The sequence below is a fragment of the Streptosporangium sp. CA-115845 genome (genome assembly GCF_050943795.1).
In the GTDB taxonomy this organism is placed as follows: domain Bacteria; phylum Actinomycetota; class Actinomycetes; order Streptosporangiales; family Streptosporangiaceae; genus Streptosporangium.
Genome location: NZ_CP191988.1, coordinates 1,052,932 through 1,076,205, shown reverse-complemented (window position 1 = coordinate 1,076,205; position 23,274 = coordinate 1,052,932). Strand labels below are relative to the sequence as shown.

The 23,274-nt window shown below is 66.9% G+C and carries 35 protein-coding genes; 3 read left to right on the top strand and 32 right to left on the bottom strand.

Annotation, left to right across the window (positions count from 1 at the left end; all coding sequences use genetic code 11):
• Positions 1–224 precede the first annotated feature (224 nt).
• From glmM to rplM, 3 genes are all read right to left on the bottom strand, one after another.
• Entirely contained in the window at positions 225–1,580 is a 1,356-nt protein-coding gene (gene glmM / locus ACQP0P_RS07310; protein ID WP_433372605.1) for a phosphoglucosamine mutase, read from the bottom strand.
• 1 nt (position 1,581) lies between these two features.
• Positions 1,582–2,103 carry a 30S ribosomal protein S9 gene (gene rpsI / locus ACQP0P_RS07305; RefSeq protein WP_433372602.1) on the bottom strand — a complete coding sequence of 174 codons (522 nt, stop codon included), beginning with the start codon at positions 2,101–2,103 and terminating at the stop codon, positions 1,582–1,584.
• A gap of 69 nt (positions 2,104–2,172) precedes the next feature.
• Positions 2,173–2,616: a 50S ribosomal protein L13 gene (gene rplM, locus ACQP0P_RS07300; protein WP_433372599.1), complete on the bottom strand. Its 444-nt coding sequence runs from the start codon at positions 2,614–2,616 to the stop codon at positions 2,173–2,175.
• A gap of 420 nt (positions 2,617–3,036) precedes the next feature.
• Between rplM and ACQP0P_RS07295 the strand changes: the two genes are divergently transcribed.
• The 3 genes from ACQP0P_RS07295 to ACQP0P_RS07285 all read left to right on the top strand — a co-directional run bounded on the left by ACQP0P_RS07295 (position 3,037) and on the right by ACQP0P_RS07285 (position 6,579).
• Positions 3,037–3,798 (top strand): CAP domain-containing protein, encoded by a 762-nt coding sequence (locus tag ACQP0P_RS07295; RefSeq protein WP_433372596.1) that lies wholly within the window; start codon positions 3,037–3,039, stop codon positions 3,796–3,798.
• A 35-nt stretch (positions 3,799–3,833) separates the two neighbouring features.
• A complete protein-coding gene (locus ACQP0P_RS07290) occupies positions 3,834–4,769 on the top strand; it encodes a hypothetical protein (protein ID WP_433372593.1) in 936 nt (311 codons plus the stop codon).
• A 94-nt stretch (positions 4,770–4,863) separates the two neighbouring features.
• A complete protein-coding gene (locus tag ACQP0P_RS07285; protein WP_433372590.1) occupies positions 4,864–6,579 on the top strand; it encodes a hypothetical protein in 1,716 nt (571 codons plus the stop codon).
• Here ACQP0P_RS07285 and truA read toward each other — a convergent pair.
• The 29 genes from truA to rplB all read right to left on the bottom strand — a co-directional run bounded on the left by truA (position 6,569) and on the right by rplB (position 23,230).
• Positions 6,569–7,435 carry a tRNA pseudouridine(38-40) synthase TruA gene (gene truA / locus ACQP0P_RS07280; RefSeq protein WP_433372587.1) on the bottom strand — a complete coding sequence of 289 codons (867 nt, stop codon included), beginning with the start codon at positions 7,433–7,435 and terminating at the stop codon, positions 6,569–6,571. The two genes, ACQP0P_RS07285 and truA, sit on opposite strands and share 11 nt — an antisense overlap.
• An 89-nt stretch (positions 7,436–7,524) precedes the next feature.
• Positions 7,525–8,061, bottom strand: a complete 537-nt coding sequence (gene rplQ, locus ACQP0P_RS07275) for a 50S ribosomal protein L17 (protein WP_350911386.1) — start codon at positions 8,059–8,061, stop codon at positions 7,525–7,527.
• A gap of 89 nt (positions 8,062–8,150) precedes the next feature.
• Entirely contained in the window at positions 8,151–9,167 is a 1,017-nt protein-coding gene (locus tag ACQP0P_RS07270; protein ID WP_030912872.1) for a DNA-directed RNA polymerase subunit alpha, read from the bottom strand.
• 99 nt (positions 9,168–9,266) lie between these two features.
• Complete coding sequence (gene rpsD, locus ACQP0P_RS07265) at positions 9,267–9,893, bottom strand: 30S ribosomal protein S4 (RefSeq protein WP_030912875.1); 627 nt, start codon at positions 9,891–9,893, stop codon at positions 9,267–9,269.
• 19 nt (positions 9,894–9,912) lie between these two features.
• Positions 9,913–10,317, bottom strand: coding sequence for a 30S ribosomal protein S11 (gene rpsK, locus ACQP0P_RS07260; RefSeq protein WP_012887860.1), 405 nt, complete (start codon positions 10,315–10,317; stop codon positions 9,913–9,915).
• 45 nt (positions 10,318–10,362) lie between these two features.
• The gene (gene rpsM / locus ACQP0P_RS07255; RefSeq protein ID WP_012887859.1) at positions 10,363–10,743 is read right to left on the bottom strand and encodes a 30S ribosomal protein S13; all 381 of its coding nucleotides are present in this window, start codon (positions 10,741–10,743) and stop codon (positions 10,363–10,365) included.
• 210 nt (positions 10,744–10,953) lie between these two features.
• Complete coding sequence (gene rpmJ, locus ACQP0P_RS07250) at positions 10,954–11,067, bottom strand: 50S ribosomal protein L36 (protein WP_003956441.1); 114 nt, start codon at positions 11,065–11,067, stop codon at positions 10,954–10,956.
• 23 nt (positions 11,068–11,090) lie between these two features.
• The gene (infA, locus tag ACQP0P_RS07245; RefSeq protein ID WP_012887858.1) at positions 11,091–11,312 is read right to left on the bottom strand and encodes a translation initiation factor IF-1; all 222 of its coding nucleotides are present in this window, start codon (positions 11,310–11,312) and stop codon (positions 11,091–11,093) included.
• 430 nt (positions 11,313–11,742) lie between these two features.
• Positions 11,743–12,180, bottom strand: coding sequence for a DUF1707 SHOCT-like domain-containing protein (locus ACQP0P_RS07240; protein WP_433372581.1), 438 nt, complete (start codon positions 12,178–12,180; stop codon positions 11,743–11,745).
• A 50-nt stretch (positions 12,181–12,230) separates the two neighbouring features.
• On the bottom strand, positions 12,231–13,049 hold the full coding sequence (map, locus tag ACQP0P_RS07235) for a type I methionyl aminopeptidase (protein WP_433372578.1): 819 nt from the start codon (positions 13,047–13,049) through the stop codon (positions 12,231–12,233).
• A 123-nt stretch (positions 13,050–13,172) separates the two neighbouring features.
• Positions 13,173–13,823 carry an adenylate kinase gene (locus ACQP0P_RS07230; protein ID WP_030912884.1) on the bottom strand — a complete coding sequence of 217 codons (651 nt, stop codon included), beginning with the start codon at positions 13,821–13,823 and terminating at the stop codon, positions 13,173–13,175.
• A complete protein-coding gene (secY, locus tag ACQP0P_RS07225) occupies positions 13,823–15,142 on the bottom strand; it encodes a preprotein translocase subunit SecY (RefSeq protein WP_343968316.1) in 1,320 nt (439 codons plus the stop codon). Before secY ends, ACQP0P_RS07230 begins: the two co-directional genes overlap by 1 nt.
• Positions 15,143–15,321: 179 nt before the next feature.
• Positions 15,322–15,777: a 50S ribosomal protein L15 gene (rplO, locus tag ACQP0P_RS07220; RefSeq protein ID WP_433372575.1), complete on the bottom strand. Its 456-nt coding sequence runs from the start codon at positions 15,775–15,777 to the stop codon at positions 15,322–15,324.
• Positions 15,778–15,779: 2 nt separating this feature from the next.
• A complete protein-coding gene (gene rpmD / locus ACQP0P_RS07215; RefSeq protein WP_030912892.1) occupies positions 15,780–15,962 on the bottom strand; it encodes a 50S ribosomal protein L30 in 183 nt (60 codons plus the stop codon).
• Positions 15,963–15,965: 3 nt separating this feature from the next.
• A complete protein-coding gene (gene rpsE / locus ACQP0P_RS07210) occupies positions 15,966–16,598 on the bottom strand; it encodes a 30S ribosomal protein S5 (RefSeq protein WP_030912894.1) in 633 nt (210 codons plus the stop codon).
• A 61-nt stretch (positions 16,599–16,659) separates the two neighbouring features.
• The gene (gene rplR / locus ACQP0P_RS07205) at positions 16,660–17,043 is read right to left on the bottom strand and encodes a 50S ribosomal protein L18 (protein ID WP_030912897.1); all 384 of its coding nucleotides are present in this window, start codon (positions 17,041–17,043) and stop codon (positions 16,660–16,662) included.
• A 2-nt stretch (positions 17,044–17,045) separates the two neighbouring features.
• Positions 17,046–17,588, bottom strand: a complete 543-nt coding sequence (gene rplF, locus ACQP0P_RS07200) for a 50S ribosomal protein L6 (RefSeq protein WP_433372570.1) — start codon at positions 17,586–17,588, stop codon at positions 17,046–17,048.
• 17 nt (positions 17,589–17,605) lie between these two features.
• Positions 17,606–18,004, bottom strand: coding sequence for a 30S ribosomal protein S8 (gene rpsH / locus ACQP0P_RS07195; protein WP_343968325.1), 399 nt, complete (start codon positions 18,002–18,004; stop codon positions 17,606–17,608).
• Between the two features lie 146 nt (positions 18,005–18,150).
• Positions 18,151–18,336: a type Z 30S ribosomal protein S14 gene (locus tag ACQP0P_RS07190; RefSeq protein WP_189793343.1), complete on the bottom strand. Its 186-nt coding sequence runs from the start codon at positions 18,334–18,336 to the stop codon at positions 18,151–18,153.
• A 2-nt stretch (positions 18,337–18,338) separates the two neighbouring features.
• Entirely contained in the window at positions 18,339–18,908 is a 570-nt protein-coding gene (gene rplE / locus ACQP0P_RS07185; protein WP_030912902.1) for a 50S ribosomal protein L5, read from the bottom strand.
• Positions 18,908–19,204, bottom strand: coding sequence for a 50S ribosomal protein L24 (gene rplX, locus ACQP0P_RS07180; protein ID WP_063766231.1), 297 nt, complete (start codon positions 19,202–19,204; stop codon positions 18,908–18,910). Before rplX ends, rplE begins: the two co-directional genes overlap by 1 nt.
• Positions 19,205–19,212: 8 nt before the next feature.
• Positions 19,213–19,581 carry a 50S ribosomal protein L14 gene (rplN, locus tag ACQP0P_RS07175; protein ID WP_386314812.1) on the bottom strand — a complete coding sequence of 123 codons (369 nt, stop codon included), beginning with the start codon at positions 19,579–19,581 and terminating at the stop codon, positions 19,213–19,215.
• A 181-nt stretch (positions 19,582–19,762) separates the two neighbouring features.
• Positions 19,763–20,044 (bottom strand): 30S ribosomal protein S17, encoded by a 282-nt coding sequence (gene rpsQ / locus ACQP0P_RS07170; RefSeq protein ID WP_030912907.1) that lies wholly within the window; start codon positions 20,042–20,044, stop codon positions 19,763–19,765.
• A complete protein-coding gene (gene rpmC / locus ACQP0P_RS07165) occupies positions 20,037–20,273 on the bottom strand; it encodes a 50S ribosomal protein L29 (protein WP_030912909.1) in 237 nt (78 codons plus the stop codon). The genes rpsQ and rpmC overlap by 8 nt, the downstream gene beginning before the upstream one ends.
• The gene (gene rplP, locus ACQP0P_RS07160; protein WP_362870058.1) at positions 20,273–20,692 is read right to left on the bottom strand and encodes a 50S ribosomal protein L16; all 420 of its coding nucleotides are present in this window, start codon (positions 20,690–20,692) and stop codon (positions 20,273–20,275) included. The genes rpmC and rplP overlap by 1 nt, the downstream gene beginning before the upstream one ends.
• 2 nt (positions 20,693–20,694) lie before the next feature.
• Entirely contained in the window at positions 20,695–21,552 is an 858-nt protein-coding gene (gene rpsC, locus ACQP0P_RS07155) for a 30S ribosomal protein S3 (protein ID WP_433372563.1), read from the bottom strand.
• The gene (rplV, locus tag ACQP0P_RS07150; protein WP_030912916.1) at positions 21,552–21,905 is read right to left on the bottom strand and encodes a 50S ribosomal protein L22; all 354 of its coding nucleotides are present in this window, start codon (positions 21,903–21,905) and stop codon (positions 21,552–21,554) included. The genes rpsC and rplV overlap by 1 nt, the downstream gene beginning before the upstream one ends.
• 198 nt (positions 21,906–22,103) lie before the next feature.
• A complete protein-coding gene (gene rpsS / locus ACQP0P_RS07145) occupies positions 22,104–22,382 on the bottom strand; it encodes a 30S ribosomal protein S19 (RefSeq protein WP_030451498.1) in 279 nt (92 codons plus the stop codon).
• A gap of 11 nt (positions 22,383–22,393) precedes the next feature.
• Positions 22,394–23,230 carry a 50S ribosomal protein L2 gene (rplB, locus tag ACQP0P_RS07140; RefSeq protein WP_271220144.1) on the bottom strand — a complete coding sequence of 279 codons (837 nt, stop codon included), beginning with the start codon at positions 23,228–23,230 and terminating at the stop codon, positions 22,394–22,396.
• Positions 23,231–23,274: the final 44 nt, after the last annotated feature.

Sequence of the window (23,274 nt, the reverse complement as noted above, 5' to 3'; positions counted from 1 at the left end):
ACCACTGAAAGTGTCTGATCAACGACTCAGAGTGTCAATCAATGCGAAGTGTGGCGTGGCGCCGGACAGAAGGGGTGTAAAGCAACAGTAACCACAAGGCACCCCAAGAGGGGCGGGAGACGTCGTGTGCGCGATCGCTCATCGTCACGGCGGTGAGGGCTGGGAAAACGACAGAGCACGGTCCGCACTGCGAGTGCGGGCCGTGCTCTGGTGATTCAGGTGATTCAGACGCAGGCCGTACGGACGACCTCGGCCAGCCGGCCTGCCAGTTGCTCGGCCTGCTCCGCCGACGCGGCCTCGACCATGACCCGGATCATCGGCTCGGTGCCGCTCGGCCGGATCAGCACCCGGCCGGTCTCCCCCAGCTCCGACTCGGCGGCGGCGACCGCCGTGGCCAGTTCGGGAGCCGAGGCCTTGGCCCGGTCGACGTCCTTGACGTTGACCAGGACCTGCGGCAGGCGGGTCATCACCGAGGCCAGCTCCGCCAGCGACTTCTTCGCCCGCGCCACGACCGCCAGCAGGTGCAGCGAGGTCAGCAGGCCGTCCCCGGTGGTGGCGTGGTCGAGCATGAGGACGTGGCCGGACTGCTCGCCGCCCAGGTTGTAACCGCCCGCCCGCATGGCCTCCAGGACGTAGCGGTCGCCCACGGCGGTCTCCACCACGTCGATCCCCGCGCTCTTGAGCGCGAGCTTGAAACCCAGGTTGGACATGACCGTGGCCACCACGGTGTCGCCGACCAGCGACCCCTCGGTGTGCATGGCCATGGCCAGCACCGCCATGATCTGGTCACCGTCGACGACCTCGCCGGTGTGCGAGACGGCCAGGCAGCGGTCCGCGTCTCCGTCGTAGGCGATGCCCACATCCGCGTTGCGGGAGACGACGATCTGCTGGAGCTTGTCCAGGTGGGTGGAGCCGACCCCGGCGTTGATGTTGAGGCCGTCGGGGCGGGCCCCGATCGTCTCCACCGTGGCCCCGGCCCGCAGCAGCGCCTCGGGAGCCACCATGTGGGCGGCGCCGTGAGCGCAGTCGAGGACCACGTTGAGGCCGTCGAGACGGCAGTCCACCGTGGACAGCACATGGGACACGTAACGGTCGGCCTCGCCGTACGCCTCGCGCACACGGCCGACCGAGGCACCGACAGGGCGCTCCCACTTCTCGCCGAGCCGCTGCTCGATCTCGTTCTCCACCGCGTCCGGCAGCTTGTAGCCGCCGCGGGCGAGGAACTTGATCCCGTTGTCCGGGGCGGGATTGTGGGAGGCGGAGATCATCACGCCCATGTCGGCTCTGAGAGCCGTGGTCAGGTAAGCGACCGCCGGGGTGGGCAGCACGCCGAGCCGGAGAACGTCCACGCCAGACGACGCAAGGCCGGCGACCACCGCGGCCTCCAGGAATTCTCCTGAAGCCCGGGGGTCCCGGCCCACGACGGCGACGGGGCGGCCTCGCCGCCCGACGCTGGCGCTGAACGCCCCGGCATCGCCGAGGACATGAGCCGCGGCCACGGACAGGTCCATGGCGAGCTCGGCCGTGAGGTCGCGTCCCGCGACCCCACGTACCCCGTCGGTGCCGAAAAGGCGCCCCAACTTAACGCTTGCTGTACTGCGGAGCCTTACGGGCCTTCTTCAGACCGTACTTCTTGCGCTCGGTGGCGCGGGCGTCACGGGTCAGGAAGCCTGCCTTCTTCAGCGGCGGGCGGTTGACCTCGACGTCCAGGACGGTCAGCGCGCGGGAGAGGCCCATGCGCAGGGCACCGGCCTGGCCGGTGACGCCGCCACCGCTGATGCGGGCGATGACGTCGAACTGGTCCTCGGCGCCAAGAACCACGAAGGGCTCGTTGACGATCTGCTGGTGGACCTTGTTCGGGAAATAGTTCTCAAGCGTACGACCGTTGATCGTCCACTTGCCGGTGCCCGGCACGATGCGCACGCGGGCGACGGACTCCTTGCGGCGCCCAGTGCCGTACGAGTTGCCGGTGGTGATGGGCTTGCGGACGGCGACGTCGCCGCTGACAGTGGACTCGGAGGTGTACTCGGAGGGGAACTCCTCCGCGGAGTACGCTTCCTGATCGCCCTCGATGGGCGTCTCGACACCGGTGGGCTCAGCCACGGTTCTCCTCTAACTTTCCTACTCGGCGTCGGCCATCGGCCAACGCTGCTGGCGACAAGCAGCTAGCGACTACTGGGCGATCTGGGTGAGCTCGAAGGGCACCGGCTGCTGCGCCTGGTGCGGGTGCTCGGAACCGGAGTAGACCTTGAGCTTCTTGATCATCTTCCGGCCGAGAGCGTTCTTGGGCAGCATGCCCTTCACGGCCTTCTCGACGGCACGGTCAGGACGCTTGTCCATGAGCTCGCCGTAGGCCATGGAACGCAGACCGCCCGGGTAGCCCGAGTGGCGGTAAGCCTTCTTCTGCTCAAGCTTGTTGCCGGTCAGCGCGATCTTGTCGGCATTGATGACGATGACGAAGTCACCGGTGTCGACATGGTTGGCGAAGATCGGCTTGTGCTTACCGCGAAGCAGGATCGCGACGTGGCTGGCCAGCCGGCCAAGCACGATGTCGGTGGCGTCGATGATGTGCCACTGACGCTCGACTTCGGCAGGCTTGGGTGTGTACGTGCGCACGGTCGTATGCCTTCTTTGGTCGCGTCTTCGGCGCTGTCAGAGCTGACAGCAACATGGGTCGGTAGGTGCGGGCACACGACAGCCCGGACCTTCCGTCTCCAGAACAGAGGAGATGACGCCGGACGCGCCGCGTATCGGTCTGCAGAGGAGACCAATTCGCACACAACGAACTAGCAGAGTACCGGCGCGGATGAGCACGAGTCAAAAAGACATGACTCCCCGGCGGCGCCCCTGGCATTCTACCCGGGACCCGGCAGTGCCTGGGAACCGCCACACACGGGCGGGCGATCAGCCGTGAGACGCGGTTCCCGGGAAGCCTGCCGCCGGAGCCCGGCGGGGAACGTGGATCCGTGACGGTTCCAACACGTTCTCATCATTCTCTTTTTCCTCACCGCAAACATCCCTATCTTTGATAGCGGTATGTGGCAGCTTCCTCACCCCGGGCATACCCAGCGAGCGCGCCTGCGTCGCATGGGGGTGTTCGTGTGCCTGATGACGGTTCTGCTGGTCGGCTTCATCATCGGCCGGGGCAGCCGCGACGAGCAGGCCGCCGACCAGATCTACCTGAACAACCCCGAGTCGACCAGACCCACGCCCAGCAACGGCGCCCTGGCCGGGCAGGTGGAGCGGGCTCCGCTCACCCGGGTCGCCCGCCCCTCCGCCCTCCCGACCGTCCCGGCGGACCGGCGCCCGCGCCCCACCCACGACGCCGACACGAAGCTCGGCGGATCCGGCGACGACGGCCCCTCTCGCTACCTGCTCAACGGCAACGGTGACGACGACGCCACCACCACCCCCGCCCTCGGCGCGATGGAGCGCGAGGTCGTCAGGCTCGTCAACATCGAGCGCAGGCGGGCCGGGTGCGGGCCGCTCCGTATCGACCGGAGGCTGATCCTGTCCGCCAGGAGGCACTCGGCCGGGATGGCGTCCGCCGGCAGCCTCTCCCACACCTCTCCCGACGGCACGTCGCCCTGGGAGCGGATGGACGCCACCGGCTACCGTGACGGCGGCGCGGAGAACATCGGGCGCGGCTACACCTCCCCCGACGAGGCGGTGCGGAGCTGGATGGAGACCAGCGGCCACCGGCGCAACATCCTCAACTGCGAGCTCACCGCCACCGGCGTCGGAGCCGTCCAGGGGCCCGACGGGCCGTGGTGGACCCAGGACTTCGGATACTCCTGAGTCAACCGGCCCTGATACCGGGCTACGCTCGGCGCATGGGTTTTCCCGTGGAGCCGCCGCGCCGCCAGCCTTACAACCGGCCTGACGCGTCGCCGCCCGCACAGGGCCAGCACTGGTTCGACGCCTCGCCGCACAACCGTGCCCCCGAGCCCCCGCGGGCACCGCAGTCGCCGCAGGCGCCGCCCGTCCAGCCTCCCCCGCCGCAGGAGCGACCACGGCAGGAGATGTGGAGCCCGTACGACGAGGGCCCCCGCTCGCGCCGCCCGATCTTCATCGCGCTCGGAGCGCTCGCCGCGCTGATCGCCGGGGGCGTCGGCCTGGCCATGCTGGCCAACTCCGATCCCGCCCCGGCGCCCGGGGCGGCGACCCCCTCGGCCCAGGCCCCCCTCGTGCCGCCCGCCAACATCGCGAACGGCAAGTTCGGCCTCGCCTCCTCCCGCGCCACCGACCCGTACGCCCTCACCCTGAATGAGGTGTTCAAACACAGGAAGGTACGGATCGGCAGGCAGAACTACCTGATGACCACGCGCAGGACGGACAGGAAGTGCGGCGAGGCCGTGGTGGGGGACAAGCTGAAGAAGGCCCTCACCGCCGCCAAGTGCACCCAGCTCCTGCGCGCCAGCTTCCGCGACGCCTCGGGGAAGATCATCGGAACCGTGGGAGTCGCCAACCTCAAGACGTCCGCGGGGGCGGCCAAGGTCGTCTCGGCCAGTTCGGGCAAGGAGCGGGAAGAGTACATCAAACCTCTTCCCGGTAAGGACAAGGTCACCAAACTTCTCGGAACGGGCGAGGCTTTCGTCGGTGAGTGGCGCCATGGGCACTACGTGGTAATGGTCTGGTTCCAGTACAAAGACGGGCACCTCCCGAAGAAGAACGAGGTCAAGCAACTGAACCAGGCGGCCTTCGGAGCGGCGGACGCGACCGTCACCCCCGCACTGGAATCGCGTTCGTTGACCGGCAAGCGCCCCTGAGCACAGGGCCATACTGTCGCTTTCAGGCATGAATCCGGCAGACGATACAGCCATACCCGCATGACGATCTTCAGCTGTCGCTAGGCTGCCGCGTATGCGTGGCCAGGAATCCGGGTCCGAGCACCGACATGAAGCCGAGGGTTCGGCGACACCGGCGACGCCGCCGCCGAGTTTCGGCCAGCCCTCGCCCCACGTGCCGCGGACCGATCTCGCAGGTGATGAGCAGCCAGGCGGTCCTTCCGCATGGCCGGAGACGGATCCGGGTGCGGCCCAGCCGTGGACGGTCCCCGGCGACGACGGGGCTCCCTATGACTGGTACGCCCAGCCGGAGGACGGCCCGCCGCTGTCCACCGCGCCCATCGTGCCGGGAGCACCGCCCTGGCAGCCGCCTCCGGCCTTCACCGCCGCCGCCGCGGGCATGCAGGTCTGGCCCTCGTCCGGACAGCAGCCTCCCTGGCCCGCCGCGACCGGCGAGCCGGTGTGGACAGACCAGGAGGAGACCACCGCCCGCCCGGGAGAACCCGGCGACGTCGCCGTCTGGCCGCCGGACGCGGTCTTCCAGGAGGAGCGTGGCGGGGGCGAGAAGACCGTCGGCGTCCGCGCCGCCTCACCCCGGCAGGTCCCCCCCACCCACCAGGACCCGCCACCCCAGGCCCCCGCCCCCTCCCACACCGGTCCCCAGGACGACCGCCAGGACAGCGACCGATCCGTGCCGGCGGCTCGGCCCCCCGTGTCCGCACCCGTCGCGCAACCCGTGGCGACCGAGCCGGAGCCGATCTCGCAGACGCCCCTGCCGGCCGCCGAACAGACCGCTCCCGCCCGGACACCTCAGGCCGCCTCCGGCCCGACCGCACCGCTCTTCACTCCCGCGGAGCAGGTGACCCCGCCCAGCGGCGTCCCGGTGGTCGCCCCGCCGTTCCCGCTGCCCGCCTTCCCTCCCCCGCCGGTGACGTCCTCATCCGCGAGCGAGCCGCCGGCCCCCCCGGGCAATCCGGGCAATCCGGGCAATCCGGCGGCGACGCGCGGGGCGTTCACCCCGCTCTCCGCGTTCACCCCCGAGCCGCCACCCGCTCCCTCGCCGCCTACTCGCGGCAAGGCCGGCACGACGCTGCTCGCGGCCGTGGTCGCGGTCGTGGTGGTCGGCATCGGCGTCGGGGCCTTCTTCGCCTACCAGTCGTTCAACGCCAAGCAGTCGGCGAACGCGGCGGATCCGATCCTCGCGCCGGGAAAGATCGACCCCACCGACAAACTGGACATCACCGGTGAGCCCGAGCCGATCAACACCACGATGCTCAACTCCGAGAGGACCGATCCGGGCAAGATGACCGTGGCCGACGCCTTCGTCAAGAAGGTGTCCGTGGCGGGGACGACGTTCACCCGGGTCAAGACCAACCTCACCGAGCAGTGCCAGAAGGCCGCGACCGGCAGGTTCGCCGGCACCCTGCGCAGCCAGGAATGCCGCCGGGTGCTGCGGGCCACGTACGTGGACAGCAAGCGCAGGTACGCCGTGACCACCGGGGTCGCCGTGCTTCCCACCCGCGAGTCCGCGGTCGCCGCCGACCGGGCCAAGGACCTGGAGCGCAACCTCTGGTTCCGCGGCCTGCCCTCGGCCGCCGGCACGGGAGGTGAGCGGGTGCACATCGCGGGCGGCTACGCGGCCGGGATGGTGTGGGGCCGCTACATCGTGTTCAGCTACGCCACCTACAGTGACGGCCACACACCGACGGCCAAGGAGAAGGCCCTGGGCAAGATCAGCGGTGCCTTCCGCGACCAGACCGCGAAGGTCGTGGAACGCCGCGTCACGAACTGAGCGTCCGCACCCGGCGGGTCTCCGCGGCCCGCCTGGCGAGTTCCTCGGCGCCGGGGTAGCGCACCTCCTCAAGACAGAGCCCGTGCGCGGGCGCGACGTGCACCCCCGAATCCCGTACGGCCCGCGACAGCACCCCCTGCGGCCACTCGACCGCGAGCCTGCCCTCACCGACGGGCAGCAGCGACCCGACGAGCGCCCGGACCATGGAGTGGCAGAACGCGTCGGCCACGACCGTCGCCACGATGAGCCCGTCCTCGCGGACCCAGTCGAGCCGCTGCAACTCGCGGATCGTGGTCGCGCCCTCACGCCTCTTGCAGAACGCGGCGAAGTCGTGCTCACCGAGGAGACCGGCGGCGGCCGCGTTGAGCCTGTCCACGTCCAGGGGCCGGTTGTACCAGACGATCTCGCGGCGGCGGAGCGGGTCGACCCCGCCGGGGGCGTCGGAGATCCGGTAGGCGTACCGCCTTGACAGCGCCGAGAACCTCGCGTCAAAGCCTTCAGGAGCCACCGTGACGCGATGCACACGTACATCTGGGGGGAGGACTCCGGCGAGCCTCCTGCGCGTGGCAGAAAGCCTCTCGTCGAGTTCCTCCACCGATCCGGGCACCCCGCGGCGGTTGCGGCCGTCCAGCGCGCCGAGCGCGCCGGCGTCCAGGTCGACATGGGCCACCTGACCGCGGGCGTGCACGCCCGCATCGGTCCGCCCCGCCACGGTCAGCGCCGGAGGCTCGGGAAGCCGGAGGATCCTGCCGAACGCCTCCTCGATCTCCCCCTGGACCGTACGCCGTCCCGGCTGCTTGGCCCAGCCGGAGAAATCGGTCCCGTCATAGGCGAGATCCAGCCTCAGCCGCACCACGATGTTCCTCTCGAAAGACTCTCGGAGAACGGAAAGGGCCCGGCATCCCGGTGGAGGGAGTGCCGGGCCCGTTCACTGGGCCTGAAAGATCAGGCGTTGTCCTTCTTGGCCTCGGTCTCCTCGGCGGGAGCCTCGGTCGCCTCAGCGGTCTCCTCGGCGCTCTCGGCCTTGGCCTCCTCGACCTTGGCCTCCTCCGCCTTGGTCTCCTCGGCCTTGGCGGCCGGGGCGGCCTTGGCGGCCTGGGTCTGGCCGACGCGGACCGTGTTCAGCGGCTCGGACACCAGCTCGATCACGGCCATGGGGGCGGCGTCACCCTTACGGAGGCCGACCTTGGTGATCCGGGTGTAGCCACCGGGACGCTCGGCGAAGGTCGAGGCGATCTCGGTGAAGAGGTGGTGGACGACACCCTTGTCCCTGACGACCGTCAGCACCTGGCGACGGTTGTGCATGTCGCCCTTCTTCGCCTTGGTGATCAGCTTCTCCGCCAGCGGGCGCAGACGCTTCGCCTTGGCCTCGGTGGTCTTGATCCGGCCGTGCTGGAACAGCTGGGTGGCGAGGTTCGCCAGGATCAGCCGCTCGTGGGCCGGGCTGCCGCCGAGACGGGCACCCTTGGTGGGCCTAGGCATAACGTTCTCCTTGGGAGTAAACCCGCCCCGGCCGTACGAGGTACCGGGGTCGGGCCGGGGAGTCGCTCACGACCCCCGTTACAGAAAAATCAGTACTGCTCGGTCTCGACGTAGGCGCTGTCGTCGTCGTCGTAGCCGCCACCGGCCACCGCGCTCGGGTCGAACCCGGGCGGGGAGTCCTTGAGCGCGAGCGTCATCTCGTGCAGCTTCTGCTTGACCTCTTCTATGGACTTCGCGCCGAAGTTCCTTATGTCGAGGAGGTCCTGCTCGCTGCGCGCCACGAGCTCACCCACGGTGTGGATGCCCTCGCGCTTGAGGCAGTTGTAGGAGCGGACCGTGAGGTTCAGCTCCTCGATCGGCAGCGCCAGGTCGGCGGCCAGGGCCGCGTCCGTCGGCGACGGGCCGATGTCGATGCCCTCGGCCTCGACGTTCAGCTCGCGGGCGAGGCCGAACAGCTCGACGAGGGTCTTGCCCGCGGAGGCCACCGCGTCGCGGGGCTTCATGCACGGCTTGGTCTCGACGTCCAGGATCAGACGGTCGAAGTCGGTGCGCTGCTCGACACGGGTCGCCTCGACCTTGTAGGTGACCTTGAGCACCGGGGAGTAGATGGAGTCGATCGGGATGCGACCGATCTCCTGGCCCGGCTGCTTGTTCTGCGCGGCGGAGACGTAACCGCGACCGCGCTCGACGGTCAGCTCCATCTCCAGCTTCGCCTTGCCGTTCAGGGTGGCGATGCGCAGCTCGGGGTTGTGCACCTCGACACCGGCCGGGGGCGCGATGTCGGCGGCGGTGACGTCGCCGGGGCCCTGCTTGCGCAGGTACATCACCACCGGCTCGTCGTGCTCGGAGGAGACGACCAGGTCCTTGAGGTTCAGGATGATGTCGGTGACATCCTCCTTGACGCCCGGCACGGTGGTGAACTCGTGCAGCACGCCCTCGATGCGGATGCTGGTCACCGCCGCGCCCGGGATGGACGACAGCAGCGTGCGCCGCAGCGAGTTGCCGATGGTGTAGCCGAAGCCCGGCTCCAGCGGCTCGATGATGAACTTGGACCGGGTCTCCTCGATTGACTCCTCGAGGAGGGAGGGACGCTGAGCGATCAGCATGTGAAATCTCCCTTGCATGACGGCGCCCGCTATTTGACGCCGCTCGAACAACAGCATAGGTGCCGTGCGGCGAATCGCCGCACGGCACCTGAGGAGCCGCTACTTGGAGTAGAGCTCGACGATCAACTGCTCCTGGACCTGGGTGTCGATCTGCTGACGGACCGGGAGCTGGTGGACCAGGACGCGCAGCGCGTCCGGGACGACGCCGAGCCACGCCGGGTACGTCTTGTCACCGGCGGTGGCGCGGGCCACCTCGTAGGGCAGGAGGTTGCGCGACTTCTCGCGAACCTCGACGATGTCGTGCTCGCGCACCCGGTACGACGGGATGTCGACCTTCTTGCCGTTCACCAGGATGTGGCCGTGACGGACCTGCTGGCGGGCGGCGTCGCGCGACTCGGCGAAACCGGCGCGGTAGACCACGTTGTCGAGACGGCTCTCCAGGATCTGGAGGAGGTTCTCGCCGGTCTTGCCGGTCTTGCGGTTGGCTTCCTCGTAGTAGTTGTGGAACTGCTTCTCGAGGACGCCGTAGATGCGGCGGGTCTTCTGCTTCTCACGAAGCTGGAGCTGGTACTCAGACTCCTTGGGACGGCCGCGGCCGTGCTCACCCGGCGGGTAAGGACGGATCTCGATGGGGCACTTCGCGGACTCGCACTTCTTGCCCTTGAGGAAGAGCTTGGTCTTCTCCCTGCGGCAGAGCTTGCAGTCCGCACCCGTGTAACGAGCCATTTTCTATCTTCTCCTGGGCTCAGACGCGACGGCGCTTGGGCGGGCGGCAGCCGTTGTGCGGCACGGGGGTGACGTCCTGGATGGACCCGACCTCAAGACCCGTCGCCTGCAGCGAGCGGATCGCGGTCTCACGGCCGGAGCCGGGGCCCTTGACGAAGACGTCGACCTTGCGCATGCCGTGCTCCATGGCGCGGCGGGCGGCGTTCTCCGCGGCCATCTGCGCGGCGAACGGGGTGGACTTGCGAGAGCCCTTGAACCCGACGTGGCCGGCGCTGGCCCAGGAGATCACGTTCCCACTCGGGTCGGTGATCGAAACGATCGTGTTGTTGAACGTGCTCTTGATGTGGGCGTGCCCGTGAGCGACGTTCTTCTTTTCCTTGCGGCGCACCTTCTTCGGTGCACCCTGGCGGCTCTTAGGAGGCATTCTTTGCCTTCACTCCTGAGGTCTTCGGTCCTGCGGCTACGCGGACTACTTCTTACCGGGCTTCTTCTTACCGGCCACGGTCTTCTTCTTGCCCTTACGGGTGCGTGCGTTGGTCTGCGTGCGCTGACCGTGCACGGGAAGGCCACGGCGGTGCCGGATGCCCTGGTAGCACTGAATCTCGATCTTGCGACGGATGTCGGCCTGAACTTCGCGACGGAGGTCACCCTCGATCTTGTAGTTCGCCTCGATGTAGTCGCGCAGCGGGACGAGTTCCTCGTCCGTGAGCTGGTGAACGCGGAGGTCGCCGTTCACACCGGTGGCCTTGAGGGTTTCGAGCGCGCGCGTGCGGCCGATCCCGAAAATGTAGGTGAGAGCGATCTCCAGCCGCTTGTCGCGGGGGAGGTCGACGCCAACCAGGCGAGCCATGGTCGGGCATTCTCCTTCGTTGTGGCGGAGGTCCTACGCCTCACTTCCCCTCCCCATGCCCGGGGTGAGGGCCCCGGCCTCCGACCGGGGGTCGCCTGCGGGGTACGGCGCGAGCCGCCTGCGCAGGTGTGAAACGCGATTACCTTGGAAGCCCCACATGGGTCGAGCCCGCCTCTTGGAAACGGACTCTCGTGGGACCTGTTGGAACGACTAGCCCTGGCGCTGCTTGTGGCGCAGGTTGTCGCAGATCACCATGACGCGACCGTGCCGGCGAATCACCTTGCACTTGTCACAGATCTTCTTGACGCTCGGCTTGACCTTCATAGTCCTATTCGTCCCTCAGACGCTTACTTGTATCGGTAGACGATCCGCCCACGACTGAGGTCGTAGGGGCTCAGTTCGACGACAACCCTGTCGTCAGGAAGGATCCGGATGTAGTGCATCCGCATCCGCCCGCTGATGTGGGCCAGGACCTTATGGCCGTTATCGAGTTGCACCCTGAACATCGCGTTCGGGAGCGACTCAACCACAGTGCCCTCGATCTCGATGGCGCCGTCTTTCTTGGCCATGTCCCTCGCGTTTCACTGATCGGTCGTCTGAGGCTTCGGAACACTAAGCAGCCGCGACCCAGCGCTTCGATGAGAGCGGCGGTTGCGACACCGCCGACGCGCAATGGTCATAGTGAACCGAAGAAGGAGTGTACGGCACCGGGCGAGGAAATGCGAAACACACGGCCGGCACCTTGACACAACCGCTACACAGGATACCGCAGATCCCTTCAGGGATGGACGGCACGGTTCGACGCGCGAATGCTCGTGGCCTCATTGTGGCATGTCCAGCCTGGTCAGGCCAGCATTCCTACGGCCCGGTCAGACCGGATCCCTCGGATGACCGCCCCTATCGAGGCCGTCCGAGGGGATCCGCCCGGCGTCCCGCGGCGGCTCGCGCCATGGGCAGGCCCCGATGACCCGGCACTGGAATCCACGCCCTCCCCACCGCTCAGGTGGACTTCCTGTCCCCGCCCAGCCCGGCAAGGACGGTCGTCACCAGCAACACCACACCCCACGGGCCCATGACCCAGAGCGGCCACGGGTAGGGGAAGTCGAAGCCCTCGGTCACTCCGATGATGAGCCAGATCATCCAGTTGACACCGCTGGCCGTCGCCCAGGCGGCCCAGGCTGCCGCCAGACCCTTGTTCTGCGCCTTGCCCTGCTTGCCCCCCTTGGCCCGCTCAGGGGCGCGGGAGGGGGTCTCTGGAAGCCGGCGCAGGTCGACCTCGGGGAGGTCGGAGGTGAGGACGGCGAGCTCGCCGTACGTCTTGCTGCTGTAGAGCTGTTCGAGGCGCTCGTCGAACTCCTCGGTGGTCAGGCGGCCCTGCGCGTAGTGCTCCCGTAGGACCGAGGCGACCTTGTCGCGGTCCCCATCGGAAGCTCGCATACCTGGACCAGACGCCATATCAACCACATCCGCTCACCGGCGAGCCTGATCTAGCCCGCGTCTCCCAACAAGTCGGCAAGCCGCTCTTTACCCCCGTCAAGGGCGGTCAGTACCCAAGGTCCATTATGTGTCACGGCAACGCTGTGTTCGAAGTGTGCCGAGGCCTTACCGTCGATCGTGACCACGGTCCAGTCGTCGGCCAGCACCTTGGTCCGGTCCGTCCCCAGGTTGACCATGGGCTCGACGGCGAAGCACATACCCGGTTCGAAACGCGGGCCACGACCCGGTTTGCCGTGGTTGGCCACCCACGGATCCATGTGCATCTCGGTGCCGATGCCGTGCCCGCCGTACTCCTGCGGGATGCCGTAGCGCCCCTGGGAGCGGACGTACTTCTCCACCTCGTGACCGATATCGGACAGGTGGCGACCCACGGTGAGCGCGGCGATGCCCCGCCACATGGCCTCCTCGGTGACCCGCATCAGCTCGGTCAGCTTGGGGTCCACCTCACCGATGCCGACCGTGATGGCCGAGTCCCCGTGCCAGCCGTCCAGGATGGCACCGCAGTCGATCGAAATGACGTCGCCCTCCCGCAGCGCCCTGCGATCGCTCGGGATGCCGTGGACCACCTCGTGGTTGACCGACGCGCAGATGGTCGCAGGGAAGCCCTGGTACCCCTTGAAGGAGGGGATCGCCCCCTCGCCTCTGATGGCCTTCTCCGCGATCGCGTCAAGGTCCAGGGGCGTCATGCCCGGCTGGACGCTCTCCCGCAGCAACTGCAGGGTACGACCGACCACCAGGCCCGCCGCCCGCATCTTCTCCAGTTGTTCGGGCGTCTTCAGCTGAATTCCGTGCTTGTTCTTCTTGAACACGTGCGCACCCCCTGGGGTGGTTCAACGGGCGGTCCGGGAGCCCAATTCCCCAGATTCTGCCCTAAATGACAGCACGCCACCCATGAGAAGCCATGGGTGGCGTGCAAGGTGAATATCGCTTCACTAGCCGACGAAGGGGCTCAGGGCCTCCATAGCGCGCTGAGTGATCTCTTCCACCGGACCGGTGGCGTCGACTCCGACAAGGATGCCCTCGTCCGCGTAGAAGGAGACCAGGGGGGCGGTCTGCTCCTGATAGACCTCCAGGCGGTGCCTGACGGTCTCCTCCTTGTCGTCGTCGCGCTGGTACAGCCGGCCGTCACAGGCGTCGCAGATGTCGTCCTTCTTGTCGTCGAAGTCGACGTGCCAGATACGACCGCACTGGCTACAGGTGCGGCGCCCGGCGAGCCTACGGACGACCTCCTCGTCGTCGACCACGAGCTCCAGAACGATGTCCAGACCGGATCCGAACTCAGCGAGGATCTTCTTCAGGATCTCGGCCTGGGGCACGTTCCTGGGGAAGCCGTCGAGCAGGAAACCGTCCTGCGCGTCTTTCTCAGCGAGACGGTCGCGGACCATCGCGATGGTGACCTCGTCAGGCACAAGGTCACCGCGGTCCATGTATTCCTTGGCAAGCTTGCCGAGCTCCGTGCCACCCGAGACGTTGGCACGGAAGATGTCACCTGTCGAAATCTTCGGGATCGACAGGTTCGACGCAATGAACTGGGCCTGTGTCCCCTTACCCGCTCCGGGGGGCCCGACCAGGACGAGGCGCACTATTTCAGGAAGCCTTCATAGTTGCGCTGCTGCAGCTGGCTCTCGATCTGCTTCACGGTGTCAAGGCCGACACCAACCATGATCAGAATGCTCGTCCCTCCGAACGGGAAGTTCTGACTCGCACCGACGAGCGCCAGCGCGACGATCGGCACCATGGAGATCAGGCCCAGATACAGCGCGCCAGGAGCGGTGAGTCGCGTGAGCACATAGTTCAAGTACTCAGCCGTCGGGCGCCCCGGGCGGATGCCCGGGATGAAACCACCGTACTTCTTCATGTTGTCGGCGACTTCAACGGGGTTGAAGGTAATCGACACGTAGAAGTACGTGAAGAACACGATAAGCAGGAAGAAAGTGATCATGTACGTCGGGGTGGTCCCTCCGCCGCCGAACTCCTGCGAGATCCACTGGATGATCTTGTTCGGCTCTTCCTGGCTGTTCGTGAAGAGCGTCGTGATCAGCTGCGGAAGGTAGAGCAGCGAGGAGGCGAAGATGACCGGGATGATGCCGGCCTGGTTGACCTTCAGCGGGATGTAGGTCGACGTCCCGCCGTACATCCGGCGGCCGACCATGCGCTTGGCGTACTGCACCGGGATCCGGCGCTGGGCCTGCTCGACCATCACGACCAGGGCGATCATCGCGATACCGACGACGATGACCACGGCGAAGACGAAGCCGCCCTTCTGCCTGGCGATGTTCAGCAGCTCGGACGGGAAGACGGCGATGACCTGAGTGAAGATCAGGATGGACATGCCGTTGCCGATGCCGCGGTCGGTGACGAGCTCGCCCAGCCACATGACGACGGCGGTGCCGGCGGTCATGGTCAGCACCATCGTGACGATGGCGAAGACGTTGTCCTTGTCGAGGAGGATCTCTTCGCGGCACTGCGGGAACAGCTGGCCACCACGGGCCAGGGCCACGAAGGCGGTCGACTGCAGGACGGCAAGCCCGACCGTCAGGTAACGCGTGTACTGCGTGATCTTGGTCTGTCCGGCCTGCCCCTCCTTCTTGAGGGCCTCCAGGCGCGGAATGACCACGACGAGCAGCTGAAGAATGATGCTCGCGGTGATGTACGGCATGATGCCGAGGGCGAACACTGAAAGTTTCAGGAGGGCGCCGCCGCTGAACAGCTGCACCATTCCGTAGATGTTGCCCGCGTCCCCCGCCTGCGCCTGGGTGAGACAACGGCTGATGTTCTCGGTATGCACACCCGGAGTCGGCAGGACCGACCCAAGTCGGAACAGCGCAATGATGCCCAAAGTGAAGAGCAGCTTCTTACGCAGGTCCGGCGTACGGAACGCTCGGGTAAATGCGGTCAGCACGGTCCCTCCTGCGCGCCTGAAAGGCGAGGTCGGTCAGCGATGGTGCGGGGGTGTTCCATCTTTGCCATATCCAGTCAATGAGCCCAAGGAAATGAGTCGAGGCCCACTGTCCAGCGAACTCTAACGCACTACGGGCGCGGGAGCCCATTACGAGCCCCCGCGCCGCGTGATGATGACACCTACAGCTCGGAGACGGAGCCTCCGGCGGCAGCGATCTTCTCCTTGGCACTGGCGGAGAAGGCGTGCGCCTCCACGTTCAACGCCACGGAGATGTCACCGGTTCCCAGAACCTTGACGAGCTGGTTCTTGCGAACCGCACCCTTGGCGACCAGCGCCTCCACGGTGACGTCGCCACCGTCGGGGAACAGCTCACCGAGCCTGTCAAGATTGACGACCTGGTAGGCCGTCTTGAACAGGGCGTTGGAGAAGCCCTTGAACTTGGGCAGGCGCCGCTGCAGCGGAACCTGACCACCCTCGAAGCCGAGCGGGACAGTGTTCCTGGCCCTCGTGCCCTTGGTTCCGCGACCCGCGGTCTTGCCCTTGGACGCCTCGCCGCGGCCCTTGCGGACCTTCGACTTGTTGGCGCCGGGGGCCGGACGCAGGTGGTGGATGCGGAGCGGAGTGTTCTCTGCCATGTCTAGTCGACCTCTTCCACGGTGACGAGGTGCGTCACCACGGAGACCATGCCGCGGATCTCCGGGCGGTCCTCCTTGACGACGACGTCGCCGATTCGCTTAAGACCGAGCGAGCGCAGCGAGTCACGCTGCTTCTGCTTGCCACCGATCTTCGAGCGGACCTGGGTAATCTTCAGGCGTGCCATGAGCTAGCTCACCGCCTTCGCCGCCGCGGCCTCCGCGAGACCCTCGGCGCGAGCCTTGAGCATCGCCTTGGGGGCGACGTCCTCGATCGGCAGGCCACGGCGGGCCGCGATCTCCTCGGGGCGGCTGAGGCCCTTCAGAGCGGCCACGGTGGCGTGCACGATGTTGATCGGGTTGTCCGAGCCGAGCGACTTGGACAGCACGTCGTGGATACCCGCGCACTCCAGCACGGCGCGCACCGGGCCACCGGCGATGACACCGGTACCGGGCGACGCCGGACGCAGGAAGACGACGCCGGCGGCCTCTTCGCCCTGCACGATGTGCGGGATGGTGCCCTGGATACGGGGCACCTTGAAGAAGTGCTTCTTGGCCTCTTCGACACCCTTGGCGATCGCCGCGGGCACTTCCTTGGCCTTGCCGTAGCCGACACCGACCATGCCGTTACCGTCACCGACGATGACGAGGGCGGTGAAGCTGAAGCGACGACCACCCTTCACGACCTTGGCCACTCGGTTGATCTTCACAACGCGCTCGATGTACGAGACGCCCTTGTCAGCGTTGCCACCGCGGCGGTCGTCACGACGACCGTCACGCCGCTCGCCACCGGCGGCGCCACCGCGACGCGGAGCTCCGGCCATTAGTGGTTCCTCTTCTCATTCGTAAGACGGGCCATCGGTTGCGCTCTGGTGAAAGGAGTCATCAGAACTCCAGTCCACCTTCGCGGGCGCTGTCCGCGAGAGCCGCGATGCGGCCCGCGTAGCGGTTGCCACCCCGGTCGAACACGACCGCGGTGATCCCGGCTGCCTTGGCCCGCTGAGCGAGAAGCTCGCCGACCTGCTTGGCCTTGTCGGTCTTGGCGCCCTCGGCCGAGCGCAGGGAGGCGTCCATGGTGGAGGCGCTCACCAGCGTGTGGCCCTGGGCGTCGTCGACGATCTGCACGAAGAGGTGCCTCGTGGAGCGGTTGACGACCAGACGCGGACGCGTGGCCGTACCGACAACCTTCTTGCGGACTCGGCCGTGGCGGCGGGCCCGCGAGACGGCGCGGGCGGCCGTGTGCTTGCCGAACGCAGTCTTGCCAGCCATGCCTACTTACCAGCCTTTCCGACCTTGCGGCGGATAACTTCACCCTGGTAGCGCACGCCCTTGCCCTTGTACGGGTCGGGCTTGCGCAGCTTGCGGATGTTCGCGGCGATCTCGCCGACCTTCTGCTTGTCGATGCCGTCCACGTGGAACAGCGTCGGCTTCTCGACGCGGAAGGTGACACCCTCGGGAGCGTCGACGATCACCGGGTGGCTGAAGCCGAGAGCGAACTCAAGCTGAGTCGGGCTCTTGGCCTGCACGCGGTAACCGACGCCCACGATCTCCAGGGACTTCGAGTATCCCTGGGTCACACCGGTCACCATGTTGGCGACCAGGGTGCGGGACAGGCCGTGCAGCGCACGGACCTTGTTCTCGTCGTTGGGGCGGGTGACGGAGAGGTTTCCGTCCTCACCCTTGGCGATCGCGATGGGTTCCGCGACCGTAAGCGAAAGCGTGCCCTTGGGGCCCTTGACCGTGACGTCCCGGCCGTCGATGGCGACGTCCACTCCGTTCGGTACGGGGATGGGCAGCCGTCCGATTCTTGACATGCTGTTCGTTCTCCCCTCTACCAAACGAAGGCGAGGACTTCCCCGCCCACTCCACGCTTGCCGGCCTGCTTGTCCGTCATGAGACCGCCGGACGTCGAGATGATCGCGACGCCCAGTCCGCCCAGGACTCGAGGCAGGTTGTCCTTCTTTGCATAGACCCGCAGGCCGGGCTTGGAAACCCGTCGCAGGCCCGCGAGCGACCGCTCACGGCTCGGCCCGAACTTCAGCTCCACCACGAGGTTCTTTCCGACCTTGGCGTCTTCGACGCTCCAGGACTGGATGTAACCCTCCTGCTGGAGGATCTCGGCGATGTGCGCCTTGATCTTCGAGTACGGCATCGCCACGCTGTCGTGGTACGCCGAGTTCGCGTTTCGCAGACGCGTCAGCATGTCTGCGATCGGGTCGGTCATCGTCATGGCCGGTGGCCTTCCTCACCGCGGTTTCCGCAGGGGACCTTCGGTGCGGTCATGGGCGCTTGTAGTCAGCGCCCGGTGAATACGAACTTCTATGTGTGGCCGGTGCCCCGCGCGGGCCCGTGATGATCAGGGGACCGCGCGGACGGCTACCAGCTCGCCTTGGTGATGCCGGGCAGCTCGCCCCGGTGCGCCATCTCACGGAAGCAGATACGGCACAGGCCGAACTTCCGGTAGACGGCGCGGGGACGACCACAGCGCGAGCACCGAGTGTACGCCCGGACCTCGAACTTGGCCTTGCGAGCAGCCTTGACCTTGAGCGACGTCTTCGCCATGATCAGGCCTCCTTGAAGGGGAAGCCGAGGTGCTTCAGCAGCGCCCGGCCCTGGTCGTCGGTCTTAGCGGTGGTCACGACCGTGATGTCCATACCACGCTGGCGGTCGACCTTGTCCTGGTCGATCTCGTGGAACATGACCTGCTCGGTGAGACCGAAGGTGTAGTTCCCGTTGCCGTCGAACTGCTTGGGCGACAGGCCGCGGAAGTCACGGATGCGGGGCAGCGCCAGCGAGAGCAGCCGGTCGAGGAACTCCCACATGCGGTCGCCGCGGAGCGTGACGTGCGCGCCGATCGGCATGCCCTCGCGCAGCTTGAACTGGGCGATGGACTTGCGGGCGCGGACGACCGCCGGCTTCTGGCCGGTGATCACGGTGAGGTCGCGGACGGCGCCTTCGATGAGCTTCGAGTCACGCGCGGCCTCGCCGACGCCCATGTTCACCTTGATCTTGGTGATGGTGGGCACCAGCATGATGTTCTCGAACCCGAACTGCTCGTTCAGCTTCGCGATGATCTCTTCGCGGTAGCGCTGCTTGAGGCGCGGGAGGGTCCGCTCTTCAGTGTTCGCGGTCATCAGTTGTCCTCACCCGTCTCCTCGGAAGCAGCCTTGGCCGACTCCTTCTTGGCGGGCTTGTCGTCATCCTTGAGCTTCTTGACGTTGCTCACGTGGATGGGAGCCTCCATGGTCTGCACGCCGCCGGTCTTGGCGCCACGCGGACCCTGGTTGGTCTCCTTGGAGTGCTTCTTGACCATGTTGACGCCCTCGACCACCACGCGCTCGTCGCGCGGGTGGGCGGCGATCACGCGGCCCTTGGCACCCTTGTCCTTGCCGGCGATGACCAGAACGAGGTCACCCTTCTTCACATGCAGCTTCGGCATTACAACACCTCCGGCGCGAGCGAGATGATCCGCATGAACTTCTTGTCACGCAGCTCACGTCCAACGGGACCGAAGATGCGGGTGCCCCGGGGGTCACCGCTGTCCTTGATGATGACGGCGGCGTTCTCGTCGAAGCGGATGTAGGAGCCGTCGGGCCGGCGGCGCTCCTTGACAGTGCGGACGATGACGGCCTTGACCACATCGCCCTTCTTCACGGTGCCGCCGGGAATGGCGTCCTTGACAGTGGCGACGATGACGTCGCCGATTCCCGCGTAGCGCCGGCCAGAGCCACCGAGCACACGGATGCAAAGGACTTCCTTCGCACCGGTGTTGTCGGCGACCTTGAGCCGCGACTCCTGCTGGATCACTTGTACTCCTGTTTGTCTCGCTGGTTCTCACCCGTGGGTGAGCCTTGCGGAACCTGCTGGGTCTTTTTCCCCCGGCGACAGTCCTTGGCGGACCGCCGACGCAGGCGGGGCGAAGATCGCTTCGCCCCCTTGGACGCCGTCATGGGGGGTGACGGTGTCACCCCCCACGAGGCGCGTTGACTTACTTGGCCTTCTCGAGGATCTCGATGACCCGCCAGCGCTTGCTGGCGGAGAGCGGCCGGGTCTCCATCAGGAGGACGCGGTCGCCGACACCACAGCTGTTGGCCTCGTCGTGCGCCTTGTACTTGGTCGTCCTGCGGATGACCTTGCCGTACAGGGGGTGCTTGACGCGGTCCTCGACAGCGACCACGACAGTCTTGTCCATCTTGTCGCTGACGACCAGACCCTCACGGGTCTTGCGGTAGTTCCGCGTCTCGGTCGTGGTTTCCGTGGCCTCAGCCATCAATCGACTCCTTCTCTACCGTGACGATTCCGAGCTCCCGCTCGCGCATCACCGTGTAGATACGGGCGATCTCGCGGCGAACGGCACGCAGCCGCCCGTGGCTCTCCAACTGGCCGGTCGCAGCCTGGAAGCGGAGGTTGAACAGCTCCTCCTTGGCTTCCTTCAGCTTCGTGACCAGAGTGTCCTGGTCTTCCACCCGCAGCTCACCGGCGGTCAGGCCCTTAGCCATCACGCCTCACCCACTTCACGCTTGACGAACCGGCACTTCATCGGCAGCTTGTGCATCGCACGACGCAGGGCTTCGCGAGCCACCGGCTCGGCGACACCCGACAGCTCGAACATGATGCGACCGGGCTTGACGTTGGCGATCCACCACTCCGGCGAACCCTTACCGGAACCCATCCGGGTCTCGGCGGGCTTCTTGGTGAGAGGACGGTCCGGATAGATGTTGATCCAGACCTTTCCACCACGCTTGATGTGACGGGTCATCGCGATACGAGCCGACTCGATCTGACGGTTGGTCACGTAGGAGTGCTCAACCGCCTGAATGCCGAACTCGCCGAACACGACCCTGGTGCCGCCCTTGGCAGCGCCGTGACGGTCGGGCCGGTGCTGCTTACGGTGCTTGACCCTGCGCGGGATCAGCATGGTCAGCTCCCTTCAGCACCCGGCTGCGTAGCCGGGCCGGTCTCGGGGGCAGCCTGGGAGGCCGCCTCGTTCCTGGGGGCGCGGTCGCCACGGCCGGCACCGGCACCACGACGGGCGCCACCGGCACCACGACGGGGACGGTCGCCGCCACCGGCACCGGGACCACGACGGTCGTCGCGGTCACGACGCTGGCCCGCACGAGCACCGGCGGCGGCCGCCTCGCGCTCGGCGCGGCTGGTCGGAGCCTCACCCTTGTAGATCCACACCTTCACGCCGATGCGGCCGAAGGTGGTACGGGCCTCGTACAGGCCGTAGTCGATGTCCGCGCGGAGGGTGTGCAGGGGCACGCGGCCCTCGCGGTAGAACTCCGAACGGGACATCTCAGCGCCGCCGAGACGACCGGAGCACTGCACCCGGATGCCCTTGGCGCCGCTCTTCATCGCCGACTGCATCGCCTTGCGCATGGCACGGCGGAACGAGACACGGCTGGACAGCTGCTCGGCCACCCCCTGGGCGACGAGCTGAGCGTCGATCTCAGGGTTCTTGACCTCAAGGATGTTCAGCTGGACCTGCTTCTTGGTCAGCTTCTCGAGGTCACCGCGAATCCGGTCCGCCTCGGCGCCGCGGCGGCCGATGACGATGCCCGGACGGGCGGTGTGAATGTCGACCTGAACCCGGTCGGTGGTCCGCTCGATCTCCACCTTGGAGATGCCGGCCCGCTCCATGCCCTTCTTGAGCATGCGGCGGATCGCCACATCCTCGGCAACGTACGACTTGTAGAGCTTGTCGGCATACCACCGGCTCTTGAAGTCGGTCGTGATGCCGAGGCGGAACCCGTGCGGGTTAACCTTCTGACCCACTAGCGGGTCCTCCCCTTCGGCTCGCGGGACTCCACGATCACGGTGATGTGGCTGGTCCGCTTGTTGATCCGATAGGCACGACCCTGAGCACGGGGACGAAACCGCTTCAGCGTCGGGCCCTCGTCGACCCAGGCACGGCTCACGAAGAGCGTGTCACGGTCGAGCTTGAAGTTGTGCTCCGCGTTGGCAATGGCGCTCGACAGCACCTTGTACACGGTCTCGCTCGCCGACTGGGGAGCGAACTGCAGCACGGCCTGCGCCTCCGAAGCGGGCAGCCCGCGAATGAGGTCCACCACGCGGCGGGCCTTCATGGGCGTGTGGCGCGCGAACCGCGCCTGAGCCCTGGCTTCCATCGCTTACTCCTCTTACCTTCTGCTTCGTATCGGGCGAGTCCGTCGGGCCATGTGACGATCAGTACGGCTGTCGCTCTCCGACCACTTCCGGCTCGACGTCCTCTCCCACTGGTGGGTCGAGTCCGTCTCGCCTTGCAGCGATCGACAGGGCTGTCGCTTTCCGATTGTTCCCGGCTCGACTTCCTCTCCCTAAGGCGCTTATCGCCGGCTGCGGCGGTCTTCCTTGACATGGCTGCGGAAGGTCCGCGTCGGCGCGAACTCACCCAGCTTGTGGCCGATCATCGACTCGGTGACGAACACCGGGACGTGCTTGCGGCCGTCGTGAACGGCGATCGTGTGGCCGAGCATGTCGGGCACGATCATGGAGCGCCGCGACCACGTCTTGATGACGTTCTTGGTGCCCTTCTCGTTCTGGGCATCCACCTTCTTCTGAAGGTGGTCGTCCACGAAGGGACCCTTCTTGAGGCTACGTGGCATTTTGGCTGCTCCTACCGCTTCTTCCGCTTGGTACGACGGCGGATGATCAGCCGGTCGCTGGCCTTGTTCGCCGCACGAGTACGACCCTCGGGCTTGCCCTTGGGGTTGACGGGGTGACGACCGCCGGAGGTCTTACCCTCACCACCACCGTGCGGGTGGTCGACCGGGTTCATCGCGACGCCGCGGACGGTGGGGCGCTTGCCCTTCCACCGCATACGTCCGGCCTTACCCCAGTTGATGTTGGCCTGCTCGGCGTTGCCGACCTGGCCGATAGAGGCCCGGCAGCGAACGTCGACCTGGCGCATCTCACCGGAGGGCATACGCAGCGTGGCGTACTGGCCCTCCTTGGCGAGGAGCTGAATCTGCGCGCCGGCGGACCGGCCCAGCTTGGCGCCACCGCCCGGACGGAGCTCCACCGCGTGGATGAAGGTACCGGTCGGGATGTTGCGCAGCGGGAGGCAGTTGCCCGGCTTGATGTCGGCCGTGGGGCCGTTCTCGATCTTGTCGCCCTGCTTGAGGCCGGTCGGGCAGAGGATGTAGCGCTTCTCCCCGTCGGCGTAGTGCAGCAGCGCGATACGGGAGGTGCGGTTCGGGTCGTACTCGATGTGAGCGACCTTGGCCGGAATCCCGTCCTTGTCGTGACGCCGGAAATCAATGATCCGGTAGGCGCGCTTGTGGCCACCGCCCTGGTGACGGGTGGTGACACGGCCGTGGACGTTACGGCCACCCTTGCTGTGCAGGGGTGCAAGCAGCGACTTCTCGGGCGTGCTGCGCGTGATCTCGGCAAAGTCCGAGACGCTGGCGCCGCGGCGACCCGGGGTCGTCGGCTTGAGTTTACGGATGCCCATCTTTTTCGTTCATCCTTCGTCGGTTAATCCGGTCGAACGCCCCT